This window comes from Paracidovorax wautersii (assembly GCF_900113035.1).
In the GTDB taxonomy this organism is placed as follows: domain Bacteria; phylum Pseudomonadota; class Gammaproteobacteria; order Burkholderiales; family Burkholderiaceae_C; genus Paracidovorax; species Paracidovorax wautersii.
Window position 1 is genome coordinate 340,101 of record NZ_FONX01000001.1, and the last position, 25,671, is coordinate 365,771.

General features: G+C 67.9%; 23 protein-coding genes. 18 read left to right on the plus strand and 5 right to left on the minus strand.

Going from position 1 to position 25,671, the window contains the following annotated elements:
• Positions 1 to 24 precede the first annotated feature (24 nt).
• Positions 25 to 945: a ribosome biogenesis GTPase YlqF gene (gene ylqF / locus BM070_RS01430; protein ID WP_092936852.1), complete on the minus strand. Its 921-nt coding sequence runs from the start codon at positions 943 to 945 to the stop codon at positions 25 to 27.
• 88 nt (positions 946 to 1,033) lie between these two features.
• Here ylqF and BM070_RS01435 point away from each other — a divergent pair, with 88 nt between their 5' ends.
• From BM070_RS01435 to BM070_RS01445, 3 genes are all read left to right on the plus strand, one after another.
• Complete coding sequence (locus BM070_RS01435) at positions 1,034 to 1,279, plus strand: hypothetical protein (RefSeq protein ID WP_092936854.1); 246 nt, start codon at positions 1,034 to 1,036, stop codon at positions 1,277 to 1,279.
• 20 nt (positions 1,280 to 1,299) lie between these two features.
• Positions 1,300 to 1,629 carry an oxidoreductase-like domain-containing protein gene (locus tag BM070_RS25355; protein ID WP_092937296.1) on the plus strand — a complete coding sequence of 110 codons (330 nt, stop codon included), beginning with the start codon at positions 1,300 to 1,302 and terminating at the stop codon, positions 1,627 to 1,629.
• Between the two features lie 72 nt (positions 1,630 to 1,701).
• The gene (locus tag BM070_RS01445; protein WP_092936856.1) at positions 1,702 to 2,979 is read left to right on the plus strand and encodes a GAF domain-containing sensor histidine kinase; all 1,278 of its coding nucleotides are present in this window, start codon (positions 1,702 to 1,704) and stop codon (positions 2,977 to 2,979) included.
• A gap of 164 nt (positions 2,980 to 3,143) precedes the next feature.
• Here BM070_RS01445 and BM070_RS01450 read toward each other — a convergent pair whose 3' ends face one another.
• Positions 3,144 to 5,360, minus strand: coding sequence for an FUSC family protein (locus tag BM070_RS01450; RefSeq protein WP_092937297.1), 2,217 nt, complete (start codon positions 5,358 to 5,360; stop codon positions 3,144 to 3,146).
• A 151-nt stretch (positions 5,361 to 5,511) separates the two neighbouring features.
• On the minus strand, positions 5,512 to 7,047 hold the full coding sequence (gene gshA, locus BM070_RS01455) for a glutamate--cysteine ligase (protein ID WP_092936858.1): 1,536 nt from the start codon (positions 7,045 to 7,047) through the stop codon (positions 5,512 to 5,514).
• Between the two features lie 325 nt (positions 7,048 to 7,372).
• Here gshA and BM070_RS01460 point away from each other — a divergent pair, with 325 nt between their 5' ends.
• The 10 genes from BM070_RS01460 (at position 7,373) to tolA (ending at position 16,342) form a co-directional block, all read left to right on the plus strand.
• Positions 7,373 to 8,428, plus strand: a complete 1,056-nt coding sequence (locus BM070_RS01460; protein ID WP_175518387.1) for a GGDEF domain-containing protein — start codon at positions 7,373 to 7,375, stop codon at positions 8,426 to 8,428.
• A 1,286-nt stretch (positions 8,429 to 9,714) separates the two neighbouring features.
• Positions 9,715 to 10,002: a 2Fe-2S iron-sulfur cluster-binding protein gene (locus tag BM070_RS01465; RefSeq protein ID WP_092936862.1), complete on the plus strand. Its 288-nt coding sequence runs from the start codon at positions 9,715 to 9,717 to the stop codon at positions 10,000 to 10,002.
• A gap of 200 nt (positions 10,003 to 10,202) precedes the next feature.
• Positions 10,203 to 11,324, plus strand: a complete 1,122-nt coding sequence (ribBA, locus tag BM070_RS01470) for a bifunctional 3,4-dihydroxy-2-butanone-4-phosphate synthase/GTP cyclohydrolase II (protein ID WP_092936864.1) — start codon at positions 10,203 to 10,205, stop codon at positions 11,322 to 11,324.
• A 5-nt stretch (positions 11,325 to 11,329) separates the two neighbouring features.
• A complete protein-coding gene (ribH, locus tag BM070_RS01475) occupies positions 11,330 to 11,794 on the plus strand; it encodes a 6,7-dimethyl-8-ribityllumazine synthase (protein WP_092936866.1) in 465 nt (154 codons plus the stop codon).
• Positions 11,791 to 12,327: a transcription antitermination factor NusB gene (gene nusB / locus BM070_RS01480; RefSeq protein ID WP_092936868.1), complete on the plus strand. Its 537-nt coding sequence runs from the start codon at positions 11,791 to 11,793 to the stop codon at positions 12,325 to 12,327. The genes ribH and nusB overlap by 4 nt, the downstream gene beginning before the upstream one ends.
• A gap of 85 nt (positions 12,328 to 12,412) precedes the next feature.
• A complete protein-coding gene (locus BM070_RS01485; RefSeq protein ID WP_092936870.1) occupies positions 12,413 to 13,597 on the plus strand; it encodes a pyridoxal phosphate-dependent aminotransferase in 1,185 nt (394 codons plus the stop codon).
• A 35-nt stretch (positions 13,598 to 13,632) separates the two neighbouring features.
• Positions 13,633 to 14,055, plus strand: a complete 423-nt coding sequence (ybgC, locus tag BM070_RS01490) for a tol-pal system-associated acyl-CoA thioesterase (protein WP_092936872.1) — start codon at positions 13,633 to 13,635, stop codon at positions 14,053 to 14,055.
• Complete coding sequence (tolQ, locus tag BM070_RS01495; protein WP_092936874.1) at positions 14,052 to 14,753, plus strand: protein TolQ; 702 nt, start codon at positions 14,052 to 14,054, stop codon at positions 14,751 to 14,753. Before ybgC ends, tolQ begins: the two co-directional genes overlap by 4 nt.
• A 16-nt stretch (positions 14,754 to 14,769) precedes the next feature.
• On the plus strand, positions 14,770 to 15,195 hold the full coding sequence (locus BM070_RS01500; protein WP_092936876.1) for a biopolymer transporter ExbD: 426 nt from the start codon (positions 14,770 to 14,772) through the stop codon (positions 15,193 to 15,195).
• A 94-nt stretch (positions 15,196 to 15,289) separates the two neighbouring features.
• Positions 15,290 to 16,342 (plus strand): cell envelope integrity protein TolA, encoded by a 1,053-nt coding sequence (tolA, locus tag BM070_RS01505; protein ID WP_092936878.1) that lies wholly within the window; start codon positions 15,290 to 15,292, stop codon positions 16,340 to 16,342.
• A gap of 160 nt (positions 16,343 to 16,502) precedes the next feature.
• Here tolA and BM070_RS01510 read toward each other — a convergent pair whose 3' ends face one another.
• Entirely contained in the window at positions 16,503 to 17,930 is a 1,428-nt protein-coding gene (locus BM070_RS01510) for a cytochrome-c peroxidase (protein WP_092936880.1), read from the minus strand.
• A 156-nt stretch (positions 17,931 to 18,086) separates the two neighbouring features.
• On the opposite strand from BM070_RS01510, the gene acpA reads away from it, so the two are divergent.
• Positions 18,087 to 19,730, plus strand: a complete 1,644-nt coding sequence (acpA, locus tag BM070_RS01515; RefSeq protein ID WP_092936882.1) for an acid phosphatase — start codon at positions 18,087 to 18,089, stop codon at positions 19,728 to 19,730.
• A gap of 123 nt (positions 19,731 to 19,853) precedes the next feature.
• Here the strand turns inward: acpA and BM070_RS01520 are convergent, their stop codons facing one another.
• Positions 19,854 to 21,191 carry an MFS transporter gene (locus tag BM070_RS01520; RefSeq protein WP_092936884.1) on the minus strand — a complete coding sequence of 446 codons (1,338 nt, stop codon included), beginning with the start codon at positions 21,189 to 21,191 and terminating at the stop codon, positions 19,854 to 19,856.
• A gap of 281 nt (positions 21,192 to 21,472) precedes the next feature.
• Between BM070_RS01520 and cyoA the strand changes: the two genes are divergently transcribed.
• Genes cyoA through cyoD form a run of 4 tightly spaced genes read left to right on the plus strand, consistent with a single transcriptional unit; the run spans position 21,473 to position 25,663 of the window.
• Positions 21,473 to 22,543 carry a ubiquinol oxidase subunit II gene (gene cyoA, locus BM070_RS01525; RefSeq protein WP_092936886.1) on the plus strand — a complete coding sequence of 357 codons (1,071 nt, stop codon included), beginning with the start codon at positions 21,473 to 21,475 and terminating at the stop codon, positions 22,541 to 22,543.
• Positions 22,544 to 22,597: 54 nt separating this feature from the next.
• Positions 22,598 to 24,601: a cytochrome o ubiquinol oxidase subunit I gene (gene cyoB, locus BM070_RS01530; RefSeq protein ID WP_092936888.1), complete on the plus strand. Its 2,004-nt coding sequence runs from the start codon at positions 22,598 to 22,600 to the stop codon at positions 24,599 to 24,601.
• On the plus strand, positions 24,594 to 25,226 hold the full coding sequence (gene cyoC / locus BM070_RS01535) for a cytochrome o ubiquinol oxidase subunit III (protein WP_092936890.1): 633 nt from the start codon (positions 24,594 to 24,596) through the stop codon (positions 25,224 to 25,226). Before cyoB ends, cyoC begins: the two co-directional genes overlap by 8 nt.
• 2 nt (positions 25,227 to 25,228) lie before the next feature.
• The gene (gene cyoD, locus BM070_RS01540; RefSeq protein ID WP_092936892.1) at positions 25,229 to 25,663 is read left to right on the plus strand and encodes a cytochrome o ubiquinol oxidase subunit IV; all 435 of its coding nucleotides are present in this window, start codon (positions 25,229 to 25,231) and stop codon (positions 25,661 to 25,663) included.
• The last annotated feature ends 8 nt before the right edge of the window (positions 25,664 to 25,671 follow it).

A 25,671-nucleotide genomic window follows, 5' to 3' on the forward strand; every position in this document is an offset into this window, starting at 1 on the left:
CATGGCGCTAGCCGGCAGCGCCTCTCAGCGCCCCTTGCGCGCCGCCTTCTTCGCGGCCCGCTCGGCTTCCTTCACCTCGGCGGCGGCGCGCCATACCTCGAACTCGGCCGGCGTCTCCAGCGTCACGCGGCCCAGCACCGCGCTGCGCAGGTCGGTCATCACCAGTTCGGCCCCCTTTTGCAGGTTGACCCGCCCGCCGGACATCACCGCGCCGCGCTTGCGGGCGATGGCTTCCAGCAGTTCCTCGTCGTGCAGGGCGGCGATGGCTTCGTCGCTCAGGCCCAGGCGGTAGCGCGCCTCCAGCAGGCCCGCGTAGTGCCGCTTGAGGTAGGCGAGCAGCTCCAGCGCCACCTCTTCCTCGTCGTAGGCATTGCGGCCCACGGCGCCGCTGGCGGCGAGCTTGTAGCCGCTTTCCTCGATGGTGATGCGCGGCCAGAGCATGCCGGGCGTGTCCCACAGGTAGAAGTCGTCGGCCAGCGTGATGCGCTGCTCCAGCTTGGTGATGCCGGCCTCGTCGCCGGTCTTGGCCTGGCGCTTGTCGCTCAGCGTGTTGATGAGTGTGGACTTGCCCACGTTCGGAATGCCGCAGATCAGCACCCGCATGGGCTTGGCCATGCCGCCGCGCTGGGGCGCGAGCTGGTGGCAGGCCTCGATCAGCCGGCGCGCGGGCGCGGGCTCGGAGGCATCGAGCCCGATGGCGCGGGTTTCGGCGCGGGCGTTGTACCAGTCCAGCCAGAGCGGCGTGCGGGCCGGGTCGGCCACGTCCTGCTTGTTGAGCACTTTCACCGAGGGCTTGTGGCCCGTCAGCTCGGCCAGCAGCGGGTTGGCGCTGGAGCCGGGCAGGCGCGCGTCCAGCAGCTCGATCACCACGTCGATGTCCTTGATGCGCTCGGCGATCGCCTTGCGGGTGGAGTGCATGTGACCGGGGAACCACTGGATGGCCATGGGCTTTTTCTTTCGCGTTCTGGGGAGCTTGTCGGGGCGACAAGGATAATCGCGGCCTGGCCTTTCCCCCACGAACCGATTGCCCCTCATGCCCCTGCCCTCGCCTCCCGTCCACCGCCCCAGCAAGAAGGCCGAAGCCGAATTGCTGTTCAAGGGGGTGACCTGCGCGCTCATCGGGCTCATCGTGCTGCTGGCGCCCTACGTGGCCAAGTCGTCCAGCGTGGGCGACATGATGCGCCAGGCCTATCTGGTGGGCTGGTTCGCCCTGGTGCTGGGCATCGCCTTCCTCGTGCGCTACGCCCTGCGGCGCTACGGCGGCCGCCGGCGCTATTGATACCGGTACCCCCTATGCCCATGGCGCCGCCCCCCACGGCCGCACCCGCCGCCCCGCACGCCGGAGCGGTGCCATCGGGCGACACGCTCTCGCGCACGCGCGGCCGCTTCGCGCTGCTGCGCCAGCACCTGGCCGGCCGCGGCCTCGCGCTGCGCGAACCTCCGCCGGAGCCCACCACCTGCTGCGGCCGTGGCTGCAACGGCTGCGTGTGGGATGGCTTCTACGCCGCAGCCGAGTGGTGGTGCGAAGACGCCGAAGACCTGCTGGCCGCGCCGCAGCCTGAACCCGGCGCTGCCATCCGTCCGCAGCCGCCCGAAGGCGCTGCACCGCCCCGAGCCGCGCCGGTGTAAGCCCATAGCCTGCCCCCTCATTCACACCCCATCTTCTCCACCATCGCCCCGCCTCATCCATCCAGTCCCTCTATGCTGATTCCTGAGGCTCGTTCATCCCAACCGGCAGCCCCTGGCGTTGCAGCGGCTGCGCACACCGCCGACACGCTGGGCCAGGCGCGTGCTATCCAGCTCAGCCCCCAGCGGCTGATGGCCGTGCGCGCCACCGGCCTGCTCGACTCGTCCGCCGAGGCCGGCTTCGACGGGCTGACCGCCACCGCGGCCCGGCTGCTCCATGCCGCGGCCTGCTTCATCTCCATCGTCGATGAACATCGGGACTTCTACAAAAGCCAGTGCGGCTTCCCCGACGGGCTGGCGCAGGTCCGGCAGATGGAAGGCCTCACCTTCTGCCATTTCACGCTCGACCGCAGCGATGCGCTGGTGATCGAGGACACGCACGCCACGCCGATCTGGGCCAGCGTGCCGACGGTGCAGCGCCTGGGCGTGCGCGCCTACGTGGGCGTGCCGCTCAAGTCAGAAGGCCAGAACATCGGCAGCTTCTGCGTGATCGACGTCAAGCCCCGCGCCTGGACGGCCGACGAGCTCGAGACCATCCGCCAGCTGGCCGTTTCCGCCGCGCGCGAGCTGGACCTGCGCGCCGCGCTCACGGCCGCGCAGCGCGCCGCGGAGAGCGCGCGCAGCCAGGCCCTGGCGCGCGAGCAGGTGCTGGCCGTGGTGGCGCATGACCTGCGCACGCCGCTGCAGGTGCTGCAGCTGAGCACGCGGCTGCTGCAGCGCAGCGGCGCGGCGGCCCAGCAGCAGCAACCCACCCTGCAGCGCATGCAGGCCGCCATCGACGTGATGGCCACCATGGTCGATGGCCTGCTCAAGCCCAGCGAGGCCGCGCCCGCGATGCAGCCGATCCCGCTGGAGACGCTCACGCGAGACGCCGTCCACATGATGGCGCCCCTGGCCGAAAAGAGCCGCATCACGCTGCAGCTGCAGGCGCTTCCCGATGCCGTGGTGCGCGTGGACTACGGGCAACTCGTGCGCGTGCTGGGCAACCTCATCGGCAATTCGCTCAAGTACTCGCCGGAAGGCAGCGTGGTGAGCGTGAGCGGCACGCGCACCGGCGGGCACGGCATGGTCGATATCGTGGTCAGCGACAACGGCGTCGGCATGAATCCGCAGGAGGTGGCGCAGGCCTTCAACGCTGGCTGGCAGAGCGATGCGGCCCGCGCGCGCAACGACGGCGTGGGCCTGGGCCTGGCCATCGTCAAATCCCTGGTCGAGGCCAACCAGGGCTATGTGCGCATCGAAAGCCGCGAAGGCGCGGGCACTTCGGTCACCGTCACGCTGCCCTGCGAGTGAAGCCAGGGGCGGCGTTGAATGGCCGCACCGGCCATCGCCTCTCGCCTATGGCCTCTGGAATGCACGGCCGCCACGAGCAGCCACAGACACCAGCGAAGCGGCTCCGGCGAGGTGCCGCGTCGCAGGCAGCACGGGTCGCCAGCAGGGTCTTGTGAGCCGCAGCTCTAGGGCTGCTGCCGCACCTGGTCGGCCTCGCGGCGCAGCTGGCCGGCCAGCAGCAGGGCCAGGTCCAGCCGGCGCAGCAGCCAGGGGTTCAGGTCGTTCTCGAACGGGTCGGGCAAGGGCTCGGGGCCAGGGGCGGCTTCCGGGCTGATTTGTGCGGGGTCCGGCGCGGGCGCTGCGGCGCCCAGCAAGGTGGCGTCGATGCGGTCCGCAGCCTGCGCCAGCGGGCCGGCGATGAGCGCCGCGTTCAGGCGGCCCCGCCGCAGCAGCAGCATGGATTTGACGGCGGTCAGCTGGGCCAGCAGCTGGTAGCAATGGGCCTGCAGCCGCTGCAGCCGCTCGATCGGCGGGCGCACGGCGCGCGGCTCCTTGATCGAGCGCTGGGTCGCCTGCACCAGGGCGGAGAGGCTGTCATAGGCCTCGCGCCGCGCCAGCCGCCAGTCCAGCTCGGGCGAGTTGTCCACGGCCTGCAGCTGGCCCAGGCCCAGCGCCAGCCGCGCATGGCGGGCCTGCGCGACCACGGTGCGCGTCACCAGGGCCGGGATCTGCCCCCGCTCCCAGGACGGCAGCACATAGCTGCAGGCCCAGGCGATGCCGGTGCCGATCAAGGTGTCGGCCAGCCGCTCGAACAGCGCGAAGGACGGACTCACCCCCACGTTCAGCATGTGCGACTGCACCAGCCCCAGCACGGTGGCGGCCACGGCCGTGACGAGGTAGCGGCGCACGGCGAAGGCATGCGCCACGGCCTGCGCCAGCGTGAGCACGGCGATCAGCGCGAGCGGCGACAGGTGGACGGAGAGCACCGACAGCGCCAGCACGCAGCCCAGCAGCGTGCCGGCCACCCGCGCATTGCGCCGCTCCAGGGTCTGCGCCAGGCTGCCGCGCAGCACCACCACGATGGTCAGCAGGATCCAGTAAGGGTGCGTGCCCCAGGGCAGCGCCTGCGACACGGTGTAGCCGGCGCCCATGGCCAGCGCGGCGCGCAGCGCATGGCGCAGCGGCGGCGCGTCCCAGCGCCAGAGCGAGAAGAACGGCGACAGCGACCACGTGGTCGGGCTGACGAACATCTGCCAGCTGGCACGTACCACGGCCAGGTTGGGTTCGGCCTCGCCGCGCGCCAGCGCCACCAGGCGCAGGGCCTCGTCGTTGACATGCCCCATGCGGTCGGCCAGCGCGCGCGCCAGCAGCTGCGGCGAGGGGCCGGGCCCGGTCCAGGGCGCGAAGGCGGCCGCCGGGTCCTGGGCGTCGCCGGGAGACCAGCGCAGCTGCGCCAGCCGCGCGCGGCGGTCGGTCATGGGCGGGGGCATGCGTCCCAGCAGCAGGGCATCGGCCAGCTGGGCGATGTCGGCCGCCATCTCGCGCAGCACGGCCTGGATCTGGCGCAGGCCGTGGGCATGGCCGGGCTGGGACTGCAGCGTGTCCAGATCGAGCTCGCAGGCCAGCAGGTGGTCGCGCATCTCCAGCACCAGCAGCAGCATGCCGGCCAGCCGCTGGCGGCGCGGCGTGCGGGGCGATTCCAGCACCACGTCGCGGGTGGACTGCAGCTGGTCGGCCAGCGCCGCGTGGCGGGCCAGCAGGTCGCCGATGAGCACCTGCTCCTGGTCGGGCTCGCCTGCGGCCGGAGCCGCATCGCCCGGCCCTGCATGCGTGCCGCTGCCGAAATGCCGCGCCTGCACGCGCATGAGCGCGGCCAGGGCCAGCAGCGTGTCGGCCAGCAATTGCACGCGGTAGCGGCCATTGAGCGCCAGATGCGCCAGCACCGAATAGACCACGTAAAGGCTGGAGCCCAGCCCGAAGAACGCGGTGGTGCGCAAGGCCGCATCCAGGGCGTTGCGGCCCTCGTGCGTGGGCACGGCCATACTGAAGACGGCCGAGAAGATCATCGCGATGGCGACCGGCACGCCCCGCTTGCCCCAGGCCATGGCCAGGAAGGACACGAAGGCCGCCAGCACGATCAGCAGGCCCAGGGCGACCGGATCGTCCTGCAGCAGCTGCACGCCGAAAAAGAGCGGCAGGCCCAGCAGCGGTGCCGGCAGCATCTGCCAGAACTTGCCGCGGCGCGGGCCCGGCAGGTCCGGCGGCGAGGTGACGATCACCCCCACCGAAGCGGCCGATGCCGCCGCCGCACCGACGAAGACATGGACGCCCGCCGAGATCAGCATCAGCCCCAGCGCCACTGACAGCCCGTTGGCGACGTAGTGGCTCAGGGCCCCGCGCATGGCGGGGCGCAGGCGGCGGGACAGGGAAGCGTTCTGGGTCTGGAAGATTTTCACGATCACAGTGTGGAATGGCCGCCACCGTCCGGCAACCGGGCTGCACCGGAGGGCGCCACGCCGGTGCCCGGCCGGCGGCTGCCGCTCGGCAAGGCCTTCAGCCTAGCTGCTCGACGGACATGTATTGCTGGCGCCAGGCTTCGAAGGGCAGCGTGTCGGCGGCCTCGATGGCCTTCTGCTCGGCGAGCGACTGCGCCACGTGGCCGGCATGGCGCTGCTGCTGCTCGGCCGACCAGGGCTGCGCGAGCAGGTGGTCGCGCGCTGCGGCCGAGCGCTCCAGCGCGAAGGCCGTGAAGTTGCCGGCATGGCGCTCGGCGAGCACCTGCAGCACGCGGGCCGAGGGCGTCTGCCCGGGTGCTGCCACCAGCGCCTGCGCCGCGGCCAGGGCCTGGGCGTGGGCATCGGTGTGCTGGGCGGCATCCAGGGCCTGGGCGATGGGCGCGCACTCGGCGAGTAGCTCGGCGGCCCAGTCGGTCAGGGCCACGCTGCGGCCGGCTCGCATGAGCTGCAGGCCGGGCTCGCGGCCGCGCTCGGCGGCCAGGTGCTGGTTGTGCTTGAGCTCGGCGATCTCGGCCGGCGTGTCGGGCGGGCTGTCAGAGAGCAGGCAGTGCAGCAGGAAGACGTCCAGCAGGCGCATGGTCTGCGCGTTGATGCCCACCGGCTCGAACGGGTCCAGGTCCATCAGCCGCACCTCGACGTATTCCACGCCGCGCTCGCGCAGGGCATGCAGCGGGCGCTCGCCCGTGCGCACGGTGCGCTTGGGCCGGATGGTGCCGTAGAACTCGTTCTCGATCTGCAGCAGGCTGGTGCCCAGCTGGTTGTATTCGCCGCCGAGGTTCATCACGCCCACGGCCTCGTAGGCCGGATAGGGCCGCGTCAGCGCGTCGTGCAGCGAATCGGCATAGCCCTTGAGGCCGTTGTAGCTCACGGCCAGCGTGGCCTGGGCGTCGCTCTGGTAGCCCAGGCGCCCCATGCGCAGCGAGGTGGCATGCGGCAGGTGCAGTGCATTGCGGCCATCGCCCAGCGGCTGCAGGCTGTGCTCGCGCCCCGCGACGAAGCAGGGGCACAGCGCCGGCGAGGCGCCGAAGAGATACAGCAGCACGAAGGCGCTGCGGCGGAAGTTGCGGATCAGCGCGAAGTATTCCTCGCTCGTCACGCCGGGCAGCGACCAGTTGTAGTGGATGCCCGAGATGGTCTGCATGCGCCGGCCATAGCGGTGGCCCAGGCCCATGCGATAGACGCTCTTGGCCCGGCCGATGTTGGACGAGCCGTAGCGCCCCAGGGGAATGGTCTCGTCGGTGGGCAGGCCGCAGGGCATGCTGGAGACCCACATCATCTCCCCGCCGCCCGGCTGCTGCGCCAGCGCGCGGTAGGTGAACTGATGGACTTCGACCAGTTCGTCCAGCGTGGCCTGGGCGCTGCGGTGCGCGCCGGTGATGAGTTCGAGCTGCGATTCGCTGAAATCGGTGGTGATCAGGGGGTGGGTCAGCGCGGCCCCCAGGGCTTCGGGATGAGGCGTGAGCGCCAGGGCACCGGAGGGCAACACGCGCAAGCCCTCTTTTTCCACGCCCCGGCGGATACCTGCCAGGCGTTCCGAGGGTTGCGCGCCGATGCGCTCGTGTAGTTTTGTCATGTATTTATCCGCAGGTCCATCTCTTGTGGAGGCGGAACTTAGCACGGCGCCGCCTCCCGCGTGGCGACGCTGGCGGGAGCCTTGGCCGGCCAGCGGGGCACTTTGGCCGCAGGGCGACGAAGCCCCCGTGGCATGCAGGGCTACGCACCCGCGCCCCACGCGCACACTGCAAGAACGCGCGCACAACGGTTAAATTTTTTCCACCTCATGGAATGCGTGCGATACGGCAGCACACTATGGCCGATGGCAGCCGCGCACTTGCCACCCAGCTTTCCCAGAAGAACGACCGCCCATGCCTCTCACTGCCCGCGAAAGAAAGCACCCCATGACAGCGCCCGAGCGGCGGAGGGTGGACGAGTTGCGCAGTGTCCAGTTGCGCCCAGGTGCGGTGCGGATTCAGCTGGCCAGCATGGGCCTGCTGGCGATAGCGGTCGCTCTGGCCCGCCATGTGAACCTGCCGATGCGCCCGGACCTGTTCTGGCTGATAGGCGCGCTGAGCCTGAGCCTGCTTGCGGCGCTCGTCATGGCCATCCGGGGCAATCCTCGCCAATTCAACTACAGCGGCCTGCTGCATGGCCTGGGCATCGCCCTGGCCTATCGGCTCCTGACGGACAAAGTCCCCAACCCGGGCTTCTGGCTGATTCCGCTGGCGATGCTGATCACCTTCACCACCGCCGTGTTCTTCACGCACTTCTGGAACCATCTGGTCTTCAACCTCGTGTGCTGGGCGATATTGACCAACGGCGGCACCGTCAGCAGCGGCGTGCATGAACAGCAGCCGCTGGTGGCCCTGCTGATCCTCGCGGGCATGGCGCTGGCATCGGCCGTGTGCCTGGCGAGCGACGGGGCACTGCGCAAGAACCTGCTGCTCACCGTGCGCCTCGAACGGCTGGCCGACTTCGATGTGCTGACCGAATTGCACAACCGCCGGTCCTTCCTGCAGATCGTCGAATCGGAGATCCACCAACGTGCCAAAGGCCCGGAGGGCGGCGCCCGGCCGCCCCTGTACTTCGCACTGCTCGACATCGACGATTTCAAGCGGATCAACGACACGCTGGGCCACGGCGCGGGCGATCTCGCCCTGCAGGAGACCGCGGCGGCCATCCGCACGCATTGCGGGCCGCACCCCTGCGGCCGCCTGGGCGGAGAGGAATTCGGCATCCTGCTCGCCGACCTGGAGGCCAGCGCCGCACACGCCTTCATGGACGGCCTGGTGCCCCTGCTGGCCGAAGCAGCCGTGCGCGGCCCGCGCATCACGGTGAGCGCCGGCTTGGCGCGACTGCGCGACGGCGATCATCTGAGCGACCTCGTCCAGCGCGCCGACCAGCAGCTCTACCGCGCCAAGCGCTCCGGCAAGAACCGCTGGCAAGGCCAAGCCTAGAGCCCCGCCCCGTCCACCGCCGGTACCCATGCCCTCCAGCCGCAGCCCAGGGTTATCCCTAGGATCACTGGATAATGGTGTGGATAACCCTGAAAAAATGCTGCATGACAGTTCCAAGTCATTGATTTACAAGGCTTGTGGACGCAATGCCGAAAAATGAGGCAAAAGTGGTCCCTCATCCCCCCGGTTATCCCTCACGGCGATGGACAATCATGTGGATAAGCGTGGACAAGGCCTGTACGACCGCCGTAAGTCCTTGATTTACAAGGAAGCCCCACCCGTTGACTAAAAAATGGGCAGCCCGCGCACCCACACTTATCCCTGTCCGCGCTGGACAATCGTGTGGATAACCCTGAACAAGCCTTGTATGGCCGTCGCAAGTCATTGATTTTCCAGGGAATTGCCTGTTCTGCTTAAAATTTAGGCGAACTGGTGACGCGTCGCGGCGGCCATGCCACGGCAGGCGACCGCTACAAATTGCATAGCATCCGGCCTTGAACTGGGCGATGCCCTGCCGGGAAAGAACCAGGCGGCGATGACCGCTCACCTCCCCGGTTATCCCTCTCTGCGCTGAACAATCATGTGGATAACCGTGGACAAGGCCTGTACGACGGCCATAAGTCCTTGATTTCAAAGGAAACCCCACCCATTGCCCAAAAAACAGGCACCCAGATATCCACTTATCCCTGTCCGCGCTGGACAATCATGTGCATAACCCTGAACAAGCCTTGTATGACCGTCGCAAGTCATTGATTTTTCAGGAAATTGACTGCATTGCTTGAAATTTAGGCAGGCGTGCGGTGCTTTGCGACGGTCACGCCATGGCGGGCGACCCGCTACAAGTTGCATAGCATCCAACCCCGAGCCGGGCGATGCCATGCGGGGAGAAACCGAGGCAGCGGCGCCCCTCCATCCCCCCCCTGGTTATCCCTCTCTGCGCTGGACAATCATGTGGACAACCGTGGACAAGGCCTGTACGGCCGCCGCAAGTCCTTGATTTACAAGGGAACAGCACCCATTGCTCAAAAAAAGGGCAGCCGCGCAGCCACTTATCCCTGCTCGCGCTGGACAATCATGTGGATAACCCTGAACAAGCCTTGTATGGCCGCCGCAAGCCATTGATTTTGAAGGGAAATGCCTGCATCGCTCAAAATTTAGGCAGACGTGCCACGCAAGACGATGGCAGCGCCATGGCAGGCGATCGCTGCAAATTGCATAGCATTCGACCCTGGCGGATCAAGCGCCAGCACCGTTTTCCACTCACATCCTTTCTTCGCCCATCCTCCATGTCCACCGCACCCTTCTTCATCGCCCGCGTCGGCGACGACGGCACGCAATGCGATGCCTGGCCCGAACAGCCCCTGCTGCAGTCGCTGGAGCAAGGCGGCATCGACTGGCCCTCGTCCTGCCGCAACGGAACCTGCCGCACCTGCATCGGCATGCTGGCCGAAGGCGAGGTGCAGTACCGCATCGAATGGCCGGGCCTGTCGCGCGAAGAACGGGCCGAGGGCTGCGTGCTGCCCTGCGTGGCCTATCCGCTCAGCGACGTGCGGCTCGAAGCACCGGGCATCTGACCGCGGCGGGCGGCGCGTCCCGGGCCGGGCCGCGCTGAACTAGAATCGCCCCCTCCAGAGGGAGCACGGCGCTCCCCTACGCACGGCCCTTGGCCGCGGCACTTGTTCTTCGGGTGGCAGCCTCGCAGGCTCCGGCCATCCGCCCGTCGGGAACACGCGCCGTGCCCGGCCGGGTGGCCCAACCCCCGAAAGCCCCAGTCATGAGCACCTCCCCATCCCCCGTGGCGATCTCGCCCGTCGAAGACATCGTGGCCGACATGCGCGCCGGGCGCATCGTGATCCTGGTGGATGAGGAAGACCGTGAAAACGAAGGCGACCTGGTGCTCGCGGCCGACCACGTCACGCCCGAAGCCATCAACTTCATGGCCCGCTACGGCCGTGGCCTGATCTGCCTGACCCTGACCCGCGAGCGCTGCGAGCGGCTGAACCTGCCGCCCATGGTGCCCCGCAACGGCACCAAGATGGGCACGGCCTTCACCGCGTCCATCGAGGCGGCCGAAGGCGTGACCACCGGCATCTCGGCCGCCGACCGCGCCCGCACCGTGCAGGCCGCCGTCGCCCCGAACGCCGTGGCGGCCGACCTGGTCCAGCCGGGCCACATCTTCCCGCTGCAGGCGGTGGACGGCGGCGTGCTGATGCGCGCCGGCCACACCGAAGCCGGCTGCGACCTGGCCGCCATGGCCGGCTGCAGCCCCACGGCCGTGATCTGCGAGGTGATGAAGGACGACGGCACCATGGCCCGCCTGCCCGACCTGCAGGTGTTCGCCGCCGAGCACGGCCTGAAGATCGGCACCATCGCCGACCTGATCGAATACCGCAGCCGCAACGAATCCCTGGTGCAGAAGGTCGGCACGCGCACGCTGCAGACGGCCTGGGGCGAATTCACCGCCCACGCCTTCCGCGACGGCCCCAGCCAGTCGGTGCATCTGGCGCTGGTCAAGGGGGAATGGAAGGACAGCGACGACGTGCCCGTGCGCGTGCATGAGCCCCTCTCGGTGCTGGACGCGCTGGAAGTCAACCGCGCCATGCACTCCTGGGGCCTGGACACCAGCCTGCAATACATCAGCAGCAAGGGCTACGGCGTGGCCGTGCTGCTGAACTGCGGCGAGTCGGGCGACCAGCTGCTCGCGCAGTTCGAGGGCCGGGCCCAGTCGGCCCACGCGCCCGAGCGCGGCCGCATGGACCTGCGCACCTACGGCATCGGCGCGCAGATCCTGCGCGACTGCGGCGTCAGCCGCATGCAGCTGATGGGCCAGCCCCGCCGCATGCCCAGCGTGGCCGGCTACGGCCTCGAGATCACCGGATACATCCCCAAGGAATAAAGAACATGTTTGGCGCAGACAAAGGAACAGCGGACAAGCTCGATGGCAAGAAACTGCACATCGGCATCGTGCAGGCCCGCTTCAACGAGAGCATCACCAACAGCCTCGCGGCAGCCTGCCGCGCCGAGCTGATCGCCCTGGGCGTGCAGGAAAAGCACATCCACCACGTGCTGGTGCCCGGCGCGCTGGAAGTGCCGGTGGCCCTGCAGGCCATGGCCGAACGCGACGAATACGACGCGCTGATCGCGCTGGGCTGCATCATCCGCGGCGAGACCTACCACTTCGAGCTGGTCTCCAACGAGTCCGGCGCCGGCGTCACGCGCGTCTCGCTCGACTATCACGTGCCGGTGGCCAACGCCATCATCACGACCGAGAACATGGAACAGGCCATCGCCCGCCAGACCGAAAAGGGCCAGGATGCGGCGCAGGTCGCCGTGGAAATGGCGAACCTGCTGGAGGAACTGTCTTGAGCGAATCCACCCACGGCGACAAGCGCCCGCCGCGCCAGCCGCGCACCGGCACCACCAGCACGGGCGCCCGCAAGGCCGCCTCCAAGTCGGGCCGCAGCCGCGCGCGCGAATTCGCGCTGCAGGCGCTCTACCAGTTCCTGGTGGGCCGCAACGACGCCACCGCCATCGACAACTTCACGCGCGACCTGGCCGGCTTCCACAAGGCCGACGCGGCGCACTACGACGCGCTCCTGCACGGCTGCATCCGCACGGCGGACGACCTGGATGCGCTGATCGCCCCCAAGCTCGACCGCAAGATGGCCGAGATCTCTCCCATCGAGCATGCCGCCATGTGGATCGGCGTGTTCGAATTCCAGCACTGCATGGACGTGCCCTGGCGCGTGGTCATCAACGAGTGCATCGAGCTGGCCAAGGAATTCGGCGGCACGGACGGCCACAAGTACGTCAACGGCGTGCTCAACGGCCTGGCGCCACAGCTGCGCGCGGCGGAAGTGGCCTCCGACAAGGGCCAGGACGCCGGCACGCCGGCCTGATCCCGCCATGGCCGGGCCGCGCGAGCGGCCCCGGCCATCCACGCCTGCCCGACCGCCCGCCGCACGCCGCAAAGTCAATCGACCCATGAAGTTCTCCTCCCGCGCCGAACGCATCGAACCCTTCTACGTGATGGAGGTGGCCAAGGCCGCCCAGGCCCTGGCACGCGACGTGGCCGGCAGCCGCGACCCGATGATCTTCCTGAACATCGGCGAGCCCGACTTCACCGCGCCGCCCCTGGTGCAGGAAGCCGCCGACCGCGCCATGCGGGCCGGCGCCACGCAATACACCAATGCCCTGGGCCTGGACGCCCTGCGCGAGCGCATCAGCGGCTGGTACGCCCAGCGTTTCGGCGTGCAGGTGCCGGCGCGCCGCATCGTCGTCACCGCCGGTGCGTCGGCCGCGCTGCAGCTGGCCTGCCTCGCGCTGATCGAAACCGGCGACGAAGTGCTGATGCCCGACCCGAGCTATCCCTGCAACCGTCACTTCGTGAGCGCAGCGGAAGGCCGGGCGGTGCTCCTGCCCACCACGGCCGAAGAGCGCTTCCAGCTCAGCGCCGCCAAGGTCGAGGCCGCCTGGGGCCCCAAGACGCGCGGCGTGCTGCTGGCCTCGCCCTCCAACCCCACGGGCACGTCGATCGCGCCCGAGGAATTGCGCCGCATCCACGGCGTGGTGCAGGCGCGCGGCGGCGTGACGCTGGTCGATGAGATCTACCTGGGGCTGTCGTACGACGAGGCCTTCGGCCAGACCGCGCTCGCCATCGATGACGACGTCATCAGCATCAACAGCTTCAGCAAGTACTTCAACATGACCGGCTGGCGCCTGGGCTGGATGGTCGTGCCCGAGGCCATGGTGCCGGTGGTGGAGCGGCTCGCGCAGAACCTCTTCATCTGCGCCTCGACCATCGCGCAGCATGCGGCCCTGGCCTGCTTCGAGGCCGAGAGCCTGGCCGAATACGAACGCCGCCGCGCCGAATTCAAGGCCCGGCGCGACTTCTTCGTACCCGCGCTGCAGTCCCTGGGGCTCGATGTGCCCGCCCTGCCCGACGGCGCCTTCTACGCCTGGGCCGACTGCACCCGGGCCGCCGAGCGCCTGGGCGTGCAGGGCAGCTGGGACTTCAGCTTCGCGCTGATGCGCGAGGCCCACCTCGCCATCACGCCGGGGCGCGACTTCGGCAGCGCCGACACGGCGCGCTTCGTGCGCTTTTCCACGGCCAACTCGATGCCGCAGCTGCAGGAGGCCGTGCGTCGCCTGCAGGCGGCCATCGGCTGACGGGCTCGCCGCCCCCTATCCCGAGGCAGCAGACGATGGCATTCGAATGGCCCGTGCGGATCTACTGGGAGGACACCGATGCCGGCGGCATCGTGTTCTATGCCAACTACCTGAAGTTCTTCGAGCGTGCCCGCACCGAATGGCTGCGCTCGCTGGGCGTCGGCCAGCAGTCGCTTCGGGAACTCGCGGGCGGCATGTTTGTCGTATCCGACGCGCAGCTGCGCTACCTCAGGCCCGCCCGCCTGGACGATGAACTGATTGTTACGGCCGCCGTCCAGGAAAGCGGACGGGCATGCCTGACAATACGCCAGCAAGCGCTCCTGAAAACAGAGCAAACGACCGAATCCGGGCCGGTGCTGCTGTGTGAAGGCACGGTCCGTATCGGCTGGGTGCAAGCCGATACGCTGCGCCCCGCACGCATTCCCGGCCACCTTCTCGCAACTCTCACAAGACCATGAATTCCCAAGACATGTCCATCGTCAGTTTGGTGCTCAACGCCAGTTGGGTCGTGCAGCTGGTCATGCTGCTGCTGATCGGTGTGTCGATCTCCAGCTGGGCCGCCATCTTCCGCAAGCTGTTCGCCCTGAAGCGGGTGCGCTCGCTCAACGAAGAGTTCGAGCGCGAGTTCTGGTCCGGCACCAGCCTCAACGACCTCTACTCCGGCGCCGCGCAGAACGCCAAGAACGCCGGCCCCATGGAACGCATCTTCGCCAGCGGCATGCGCGAATACCAGAAGCTGCGCGAGCGCCGCATCAGCGACCCCGGCACGCTGCTCGACGGCGCCCGCCGCGCCATGCGCGCGAGCTTCCAGCGCGAGATGGACGTGATCGAATCGAGCCTGTCCTTCCTGGGCTCCGTGGCATCGGTGTCGCCCTATGTGGGCCTCTTCGGCACCGTCTGGGGGATCATGCATGCCTTCACCGGCTTCGCGGGCATGGAGCAGGTCACGCTGGCCAACGTGGCGCCCGGCATCGCCGAAGCGCTGGTGGCCACGGCCATCGGCCTCTTCGCCGCCATTCCGGCCGTGATCGCCTACAACCGCTTCGCCCGCGACATCGACCGCGTGGCCATCCACCAGGAAACCTTCATCGAAGAGTTCTCCAACATCCTGCAGCGCAACCTGGGCGCCCAGCCCGGTTCGGCCTCGGGCCACTGACCGCAAGGAGGCACGCATGCCCGCAATGGCCTCGCGCAGCGGCAGCCGCCGCCGGTCGATGAACGAAATCAACATGGTGCCCTTCATCGACGTGATGCTGGTGTTGCTCATCATCTTCATGGTGACCGCTCCCATGCTCACGCCCGGCATGATCGACGTGCCCACCGTGGGCAAGGCATCCAAGCAGCCGCCCGCCGTGGCGCAGATCCTGGTCGGCAAGGACGGCCAGCTGCAGTTCAAGACGCAGGACATCACCCGCACGCTCACGCAGCGCGAGATCGGCGATGCCGCCAAGCGCTGGCAGTCGGGCCAGGCCGAGGGCAGCGCCGTGGTGATCACGGCCGAAAAGACGGTGCCCTATGAGTCCGTGGTGAAAGCCATGGATGCACTGCAGAAGGCGGGGGTCCAGCGCGTGGGCCTGTCCGTGAAGACGGGGGGCTGAGGCCCTTCGCATCCGCCGCCGCGCGCTACCGCCCGGCCAGCACCGCACCCCGCCCCTTTCCCACGCGGCCCCTTTTCCCTCCGACGATTCCCGCATGTACGCCCACGACGATCGCGACCAGTTTGCCCCGCCCCGTCCGCCCGGACGCATGCGCGCCGTGGCCTTGGCCGTACTGGCGCATGCCGCGCTGATCGCGGCGCTGACCTGGGGCGTGAACTGGAAGACCAGCGCCGACCAGCCCGCCGTCGAGGCCGAGCTGTGGTCGGCCGTGCCGCAGCAGGCCGCGCCCCGCGAAGTCGCGCCCGAGCCGCCCCCGGCCCCCACGCCAGCCCCCCAGCCGGAGCCGGCACCGCTGCCCCCACCACCGCCGCCCGCCCCTCCTCCGCCGCCCCCGCCACGGGTGGCAGAGCCGGACACGCGCGAAGCCGACATCGCCATCGAGCGAGAGAAGCGCCGCCTGGAGCAGGCCAAGAAGGAACGCCAGCAGCAAGCCGAGCGCGACAAGCGCGAACGCGAGCGCCAGGCACAGCTGGAGCAGGAGAAGCAGGAGCGCCTGCAAAAGCAGAAGGAACAGCAGGCCAAGGAAAAGGCCCTGCGTGACAAGGCCGAGAAGGACCGCGCCGAGCGCGAGCAGGAACGCCGCGAAAAGGCCGAACAGGACAAGAAGAAGCAGCAACAGCAGCAGGCCGAAGCGCAGAAGCAGGTCGAGGCCCAGAAAAAGGCGGACGCCCAGAAGAAGGCCGAGGCGCAGAAGAAGGCCGACGCCGACGCTAAGCGCGCAGCCGCCTTCCGTGACGACCAGATGCGCCGCATGCAAAGCCTGGCCGGCGCCACCGGCGGCGAAACCGCCAACGGCAGCGCGCTGCGCAGCTCGGGCCCGTCCGGCAGCTATGGCGGCAAGGTGGCGGCCAAGGTGCGGCCGAACATCGTCTATCCCGACACCATTTCAGGCAACCCGCGCACCGAGGTCGAAGTGCGCGTCGCCCCGGACGGCACCATCGTCGGTACGCGCATCACCCATCCCAGTGGGAACAAGGCCTGGGACGACGCCGTCATCCGCGCCTTGCAGAAGACCGACACGCTGCCGCGCGATGTGGATGGCCGCGTGCCGTCATCGCTGGTGCTGGGCTTCCAGCCCAAGGAATAGGAACGGACAGTACCGGAGCGGTTTGCGGATGCCGGCCGGCATGGCAGCCGCACCGCGCTGACCGCCACTTACCGCGCCACTCTGCGGCGCTCGGCGGTCATGGCTTCACCGGCTTGGGCCAAGCCCCCTGCAAGCCGCGCTCCGCCGCACGCTTTCGGTTTCAGTGCACGGCAGACGCGGAGGCCTTTGCCCCGGTTCGCACCACGCCTGGCTGGCGTGCCGCCGCCTTCTCCACGGCCTCCGCGGCAGGCAACGCGTCCTTGTCGGTCAGCGTGCGCAGGAAAGCCACCATGTCGCCGATCTCGGTCTCCGTCAAACGCGGCGCCTCGCCGGGCTTGAGGTCGAACGGCGCCTCCTTGTTGACGTTGCCCGCGTAGGCGGCAGGCAGATCGTCATAGCGCCTGTGCGGCCCCTTGGCGCGGGTCGGGTACGGATACCAGCGCTGCGGGTCGCTGTCGCGCGTGACGTAGAAGCGGATCACCTCCGCCAGATCATGGAAGACCCCGTTGTGAAAGAACACCTGCCGCACAGCCACGTTGCGCAGGCTGGGCGTGCGGAACGCGCCGCAGAGCGACGCGCGCTCCTCGGCATCCACGCTGCGGGCCAAGATGGCGCAGGTGCCCAGGTCGTGGAATGACGGATCACGGTTGGCCGGCAGCGCACGGTTGCGCGGCACGCCCAGCGCGATGTGGCCGAAATCCGAGAAGGCCGGGAAGGAGCCGTTGTTGGGGCTGACCTCGCTCAGGTGGCACGAAGCGCAGTTGCCCTTCTTCGCGTCGTTGAAGAGCGCCAGGCCGCGCAGCTCGCGCTCCGACAGCTTGCCCTTGCCGCGCAGGTAGTCGTCGTAGCGGCTGCTGTAGGGGTAGAAGCGGGCAGCATCCTGCTGGAACATCTCCAGCGCCAGCGTGGCCCACTGGAAGCCCCGCGCATCGTCGTCGAGCGCATCGGCGCCGAAGGTGGCACGGAACTGCGCGGCGTAGGGTGCGCGGCGCAGCTTGGCGACCACGTCCGCAGGGCTGGCGTTGGCCATCTCGTGGCGTGCCAGCAGCGGAATGGCGGCCTGCTCGTGCAGCGTGCTCGCGCGTCCGTCCCAGGTGTGGCCGCCCGAAGGCCCCTGGTCCACGCTTTCGTCGAAGTCGTCGTCGAAGCGGTGCATGGTGAAGGGCGGCACGTTCTGCTGGTAGCGCAGCGACGGCACGGCCCTCACGCCCAGAGCCGCGCCATCAGCACCGCCGGGCTGCACCGACAGCCCGTTGGGCGGGCCGAACGCATGGGCCGGGTCGTGGCAGCTCGCGCAGGAGACGCGGCCCGATGCCGACAGCGCCTTGTCGAAGAACATCACTTGCCCCACGGCCTGCATGCGCGCGAAGTCCGGCTGCGCCGCCATCTGCAGCCGGTTGGCATCGGGCGGCGCCGCAGACGCAGCCGCAGCCGCCTTGGTACCAGCCGTCGCGGCCCTGGCGCTCGGCGCCCCGTGCCCCAGCCACGCGAGGCCCGCGAGCAGGCCCGCCCCGGCCACAAGGCCGGCCAGCCGCCGGCCCCGCTGAAAACGTCGAAGAACCGGGGGCAGGCGCACAAGCAAGGACATGGGAGCAGCGGAAAAGGAAAGGGAACGCCGGAAAACGCGGCGCGCCAGCATGCATCCGCGCCATGTCCGCTTGATGACACGGTTCTGTCATGCGCCGGACATGGGTGCATCCCCACAATGCGCCCCGCATATAACCATCCACAACAGCGCTACACCATGAAACCCTCCTTTCGGATCCTCCCACTGGCCGCTGCGGCCGCTGCCCTGCTCACGGCCTGCGGCGGCGGCGACAACCCTTCCTACGACAGCCTGCTGCAGCAACGCATCCAGAACGTCGTGGTGATCTACGCGGAAAACCGCGGCTTCGACAACCTCTACGGCCTCTACCCCGGAGCCGACGGCGTCCCCGGCGTGAACCCCAGCTCGTCGGGCAGCTACCTGCCGCAGGTGGACCGCGACGCGGCCGGCACCGTGCTCGCCAAGCTGCCCAAGGTCTGGGGCGGCGTGACCGCCTCGGGCCAGTCGGTCACCGTGCCTGAAGGCAGCACCGCCAACCAGGACAACCGCCCCTTCCAGATCGACGCCGCATCGGGCTTCCAGACGACGGGCGTGCAGGTCGGCCAGAACGTGATCACGCGCGACCTCTACCACCGCTTCTTCGAGAACCAGATGCAGATCAACGGCGGCCGCAACGACAAGTTCGCCGCCTGGGCCGATTCGGGTGGCCTCACCATGGGCTACTACGACGGCAGCAACATGCAGCTGTGGAAGCTGGCCCAGAAATACGTGCTGGCCGACAACTTCTTCATGGGCGCCTTCGGCGGCTCCTTCCTGAACCACCAGTACCTGGTGTGCGCCTGCGCGCCGGAATATCCGAACGCCGACACCTCGGTGGCCAAGGGCTCGATCTCCGCAGTGGATCAGGATGCATCGGGCAACTTCCTGCCGCGCCTGACCGTGGCGGCCAACTCCCCGGCGTCCGCCATCTCCGGCCCGCCGGTGTTCGTGAACAGCAACAACATCGCGCCCAAGAACTACGCCGGCGACGGCAAGTTCTACGCGATCAACACCATGCAGCCGGCCTATCAGCCCAGCGCCAACGCCCCGGCCCCCCGTGCGAGCAACCTGACGGCGGACCCCACCAAGGCCACCACGCTGCCGCCGCAGACGGCCACCACCATCGCCGACCTGCTGGACAAGAAGAACGTGGACTGGGCCTGGTACGCCGGCGGCTTCAATGCCACGCTGGCATCGGCCACCACCGACCGCGCCTTCGGCCGGCCCGCACCGAACTTCCAGTTCCACCACCAGCCGTTCAACTACTACGCCAAGTTCGACCCCACCCAGGCCAGCACCGCCGCCTACCGCGCCAAGCACCTGAAGGACTTCGACGCGCAGTTCCTGCAGGACGCCGCCGCCGGCAAGCTGCCGGCGGTGAGCTTCTACAAGCCCCAGGGCAACCTCAACCAGCACGCCGGCTACGCCAACGTGGCCGACGGCGACGCGCACATCGCCAACGTGATCGCGCAACTGCAGGCCAGCCCCCAGTGGAAGAACATGCTGATCGTCGTGACCTACGACGAGAACGGCGGCTTCTGGGACCACAAGGCCGTTCCCAAGGGCGACCTCTGGGGCCCTGGCACGCGCATCCCCGCGCTGATCGTCTCGCCCTGGGCCAAGCATGGCGTGGTGGACCACACCCAGTACGACACCGCCTCCATCCTGCGCTTCATCACGCGCCGCTGGGGCCTCGACACCCTGCCCGGCGTGGCGCAGCGCGATGCCGCACTGGTCAAGAACGGCGGCAAGCCCATGGGCGACCTGACGCAGGCGCTGGACCTGGTCCAGCTCATGCCCTGATTGCCCGGCATGCATTGAGATACGGCGAGCCGCCCAGAACGGCTCTGCCTCAAGAACAAAGAGGCCCGCGACAGCGGGCCTCTTTTTTCATGGGGCGCAGCGCCGCAGCGCCAGCGCATCAGCTCATTCGCGCCGCTCGATCACGCGGTTGATGCGCAGTGCCAGCAGCGTGCAGACGACGCCCGACAGCAGATAGACGCTCACGGCCACGAGACCGAACTTGGCCGACAGGCCCAGCGCCACCAGCGGGGCAAAGGCGGCCCCGAAGAGCCAGGCCAGGTCGGCAGAGAGGGCCGCGCCGGTGTAGCGATAGCCGGGCGAGAAATTGGCCGTGACCGTGCCGGAGGCCTGGCCGTAGGACAGCCCCAGAAGGATGAAGCCCACGATGATGAAGACGTTGTTGCCCAGAATGCCGCCGTTGAGCAGCAGCGGCGTCAGCAGACTGAACACACCGATCAGCACCGCCATGGCGCCCAGCGTGTTGCGGCGGCCGAACCGGTCGGCAAGCCAGCCGGAAAGCACCACGGCGCCCGCGGCGAAGAACGCGCCGACGATCTGCACGCACAGCACATGGGTGATGGACTGTTCGGAGAACATCGAGATCCACGACAGCGGGAACACCGTCACGACGTGGAAGAGCGCGAAGCTGGCGAGAGCCGCGAAAGCGCCCAGGATCACGTTGCTGCCTTCTTCGCGCATCAGGCGGGTCACGCTGACCGGGGCCAGCTCACGCTGCTGCATCAGGTCGGCGTAGGACTGGCCCACCACCAGGCGCAGCCGGGCGAACAGGGCGACCACGTTGATGGCGAAGGCGACGAAGAACGGGAAGCGCCAGCCCCACTCCAGGAACTCGGCCACGCTCAGCCGGCTGTAGAGATAGGCGAAGAGGCCGGCCGCCAGGATGAACCCGACGGGCGCGCCCACCTGCCCCACCATGGCATACCAGCCGCGACGCCCTTCGGGTGCCGACATGGCCAGCAGCGACGGCAGGCCGTCCCAGGTGCCGCCCAGGGCCAGCCCCTGGCTGATGCGCAACACCACCAGCGCCACGATGGCCGTGGTGCCGACGGAGTTGAAGCTGGGCAGGAAGGCCATGCCCGCCGTGCTGGCCCCCAGCAGGAAGAGCGAGATGGTGAGCTTGGTGCCCCGGCCCCAGCGGCGCTGGATGGCCATGGAGATGGCCGTGCCGATGGGCCGCGCGATGAAGGCCAGCGCGAAGACGGCGAAGGCCATCAGTGTGCCATCCAGCCGCGACATGAACGGGAACAGGAAGGACGGGAAGACCAGCACGCAGGCAATTCCGAAGACGAAGAAGTCGAAATATTCGGACGACCGGCCGATGATCACGCCGACGGCGATCTCGCTGGGGGTGACGTCCTCATGGGTATCCGCGCGAGCGAGTGACCCCGAATCGTTGTATTCATCTGCCGGCAGCGCGGCAGTTGCTGCGAGTCCACTCATTGGAAACCTCCTGTTGACACTGATGTCTGAGGTTCTACGCCCAACACCCCCCCCTCACAAGGCGACTTTTCCCCATAGCGGGGTGGGAGTTACCCTACGCGTCTGCAGGGGCGCGTTCTGCGCGCGTCAAGGGCCTGAGCGCACCTTTCTGGTGCGGCATCCTGACAAATGCTTGACCGTGGACAAAATGTCCAATCGACAAATCCCCTGCAGGTATTACATTCCGAGCAGTCTAGTAACCCGCGTTTCTACCTAAGTGCGCCTTTGTTGCGTCTTCCAGCATGCATAAACTCAAGCAACTCCGCAGGCCCGCGTGGCTTGCCGCGCCCCTGCTGACGGCCCTCCTGGCCGGCTGCCAGAAGGCCGTCGTGCTCAACCCGGCCGGCGACGTCGCCGCACAGCAGGGCCAGTTGGTCATCACCGCGACCCTGCTGATGCTCATCATCATCGTGCCGGTGATCGCCCTCACGCTGTTCTTCGCCTGGAAGTACCGCCAGACCAACACCGAGGCCGAGTACGACCCCGAGTGGCACCACTCCACCACGCTGGAGCTGGTGATCTGGACCGTGCCGCTGCTGATCATCATCGCCCTGGGCGCCGTGACCTGGATCGGCACCCACAAACTGGACCCGTATCGCCCGCTCGACCGCGTGGACGCCAGCCGCCCCCTGCCCGCCAACGTGCGCCCGCTGGAGGTGCAGGTGGTGGCCATGGACTGGAAGTGGCTGTTCTTCTACCCCGAGCAAGGCATCGCCACCGTGAACGAAGTGGCCGCCCCGGTGGACCGCCCCATCCTGTTCAAGCTGACCTCCACCTCGACGATGAACGCGTTCTACGTGCCTGACCTGGCCGGCATGATCTACGCCATGCCCGGCATGCAGACCGAGCTGAACGCCGTCATCAACAAGGCCGGCACCTACCACGGCCTGGCTTCGCACTACAGCGGCGCCGGCTTCTCCGGCATGACGTTCAAGTTCCGCGGCCTGAGCGACGCCGACTTCAACCAGTGGGTGGCCCAGGCCAAGACCGCCGGCAAGCCGCTGGACCGCACGTCCTACCTGGCACTGGCCAAGCCCAGCGAGCGCAACCCCGTCGAGTACTTCGGCTCGGTCGAAGCCGGCCTCTACGACAAGGTGCTCAACCGCTGCGTCGAAGAAGGCAAAATGTGCATGCACCACATGATGGCGATCGACGAGAACGGCGGCGCCGCCTATCTGAAGGCCTCCGGCCTGAACCTGCCGCAAGACGTCTGCACGGTGGACAACGCGGCCCAGGTGGTCGCATCGCTCGGCGTGCCGACCGCGAATTCGGCAGACATCGCCGCCGCCCGCTCCCTCGTTTCCCCACAATAAATCCGTAGGGCCCGCGCCTGCGTACAGGCCGTGCCCGCATCAAAGAGACTCGATATGTCTGAACAAACCGCTGCTGTGTCCCATTGGGCCCTAGGCCGGCTCAGCTGGGACTCCGTACCGATGGCGCACGAGCCCATCGTGCTGTGGACCTTCATCGCCGTGGCGCTGGGTGGCTTGGCCGTCTTGGCCCTGATCACCAAATTCCGCCTGTGGGGCCCTCTGTGGCACGACTGGATCTGCAGCATCGACCACAAGAAGATCGGGATCATGTACATGATCCTCGGCCTGGTCATGCTGCTGCGCGGCTTCGCCGACGCGGTGATGATGCGCCTGCAGCAGGCCATCTCCTTCGGTGACAACATGGGCTATCTGCCCCCGCACCACTACGACCAGATCTTCACCGCCCACGGCGTGATCATGATCTTCTTCGTGGCGATGCCGCTGGTCACCGGGCTGATGAACTACCTCGTGCCGCTGCAGATCGGTGCGCGCGACGTGTCCTTCCCCTTCCTGAACAACTTCAGCTTCTGGATGACCACGGCCGGCGCCGTGCTCGTGATGATGTCGCTGTTCCTGGGCGAGTTCTCCACGTCGGGCTGGCTGGCGCTCTCCAACCTGGGGGCGCAGAACCCGGGGGTGGGTCTCGACTACTACATCTGGGCCTTGCAGATCGCGGGGGTGGGCACGACGCTTTCGGGTATCAACCTGATCGTCACCATCGTCAAGATGCGCGCGCCCGGCATGAACCTGATGAAGATGCCCATCTTCACCTGGACCGCTCTGTGCACCAACGCCCTGATCGTGGCCTCGTTCCCCGTGCTGACCGCAGCCCTGGTGCTGATGTCGCTGGACCGCTACGTCGGCACCAACTTCTTCACGAACGACCTGGGCGGAAACTCCATGCTGTACGTGAACCTGATCTGGATCTGGGGCCACCCTGAGGTCTACATCCTGATCCTGCCCTGCTTCGGCATCTTCTCCGAAGTGGTCGCCACGTTCTGCAAGAAGCGCCTGTTCGGCTACACCTCCATGGTCTATGCCACGGTGGTGATCACCATCCTGTCGTACCTGGTGTGGCTGCACCACTTCTTCACCATGGGCTCCGGCGCCAGCGTGAACACCTTCTTCGGCATCACGACGATGATCATCTCGATCCCCACGGGCGCGAAGATCTTCAACTGGCTTTTCACCATGTACAAGGGCCGCATCCGCTTCGAGCTGCCCATGATGTGGACCGTGGCCTTCATGGTCACCTTCGCCATCGGCGGCATGACCGGCGTGCTGCTGGCCGTGCCCCCGGCAGACTTCGTGCTGCACAACAGCCTGTTCCTGATCGCCCACTTCCACAACGTGATCATCGGCGGCGTGCTGTTCGGCCTGTTCGCCGGCATCAACTACTGGTTCCCCAAGGCCTTCGGCTACAAGCTGGACCGCACCTGGGGCCTGCGCTCCTTCTGGCTGTGGGTGGTGGGCTTCTGGGTGGCCTTCGGCCCGCTGTACGTCCTGGGCCTGATGGGCGTGACCCGCCGTGCCAACCACTTCGAAGACGTCTCGCTGCAGCCCTACTTCATCGTCGCCGCCTGCGGCGCCGCGATGATCGCCGGCGGCATCGCCTGCTTCCTGATCCAGCTGCTGGTGAGCTACCTCAAGCGCGAAGAACTGCGCGACTGGACCGGCGACCCGTGGGATGCACGCACCCTGGAGTGGGCCACGTCCTCGCCCCCGCCCAACTACAACTTCGCCTTCACCCCCGTGGTGCATGAGATCGATGCCTGGTGGGACATGAAGAAGCACGGCTACAAGCGTCCGCTCGCCGGCTTCCAGCCCATCCACATGCCCGCCAACACGGGTTCGGGTGCGGTGATCTCGGCCCTGTCGCTGGTGCTCGGCTTCGCGCTGATCTGGCACATGTGGCTGCTGGCCGGCCTGTCGTTCGCGGCAGTGGTGCTGGCAGCGATCATCCACACCTTCAACTACAAGCGCGACTTCTACATCCCCTCGGAAGAAGTCGTCTCGACCGAAGAAGCCCGCACACTCCAACTGGCCCGCCATGTCTGATATCCGTTACCAAGCAGGCGCCGCAGGCGCCCTGGCCGCACGCGAATACCACCCCGCGCACGAGCCCCATCCAGAAAACGGCACCGCGCTGGGCTTCTGGCTCTACCTGATGAGCGACTGCCTCATCTTCGCGGCCCTGTTCGCCACCTACGGCGTCCTCGGCCGCAGCTATGCCGCAGGCCCGACCGGCGGCGAGCTGTTCGACCTGAAGCTGGTGGCCATCAACACGGCCTTCCTGCTGGCCTCGTCCATCACCTTCGGCTTCGCCATGCTGCGCAAGCAGCTGAACGACGTGAAGGGCACGCTGCTGTGGCTGGCCGTCACGGGCCTGTTCGGCCTGTGCTTCCTGGGCCTGGAACTCTATGAGTTCCACCACCTGATCCATGAAGGCGCCGGCCCGCAGCGCAGCGCCTTCCTGTCCGCGTTCTTCACGCTGGTGGGCACCCACGGCCTGCACGTCACCTTCGGCCTGATCTGGCTGGTGGTGCTGATGGTCCAGATCGGCAAGCACGGCCTGATCCCCGAGAACAACCGCCGCCTGATGTGCCTGTCGATGTTCTGGCACTTCTTGGACGTCGTCTGGATCGGCGTCTTCACCTTCGTGTATCTGATGGGAGTGCTGTAAACATGAGCGCACAACACGCAACGCACGCTCAGGCCCATGGCGGCCACGGGCATGACGATCACCACCACGACGCCAACGAGCCGCACAGCAGCTTCTCGGGCTACATGACCGGCTTCGTGCTGTCGATCATCCTCACGGCCATCCCCTTCTGGCTGGTCATGGCCAAGGTGATCGCCGACCGCAACACCGCCATCCTGGTGCTGGGCGGCTTCGCCGTGGTGCAGATCCTGGTGCACATGGTGTGCTTCCTGCACATGAACGGCAAGGTGCAAGGCGGCTGGACCATGCTGGCCACGATCTTCACCGTGGTGTTCGTGGCCATCGCCATCACCGGCACGCTGTGGGTCATGTTCCACATGAACACGAACATGATGCCCGACCACGCCATGCCGGGCATGGCTCCTGCCACCGCCGCGCCGTCGGCCGTGACGCCTTGACGGACGGA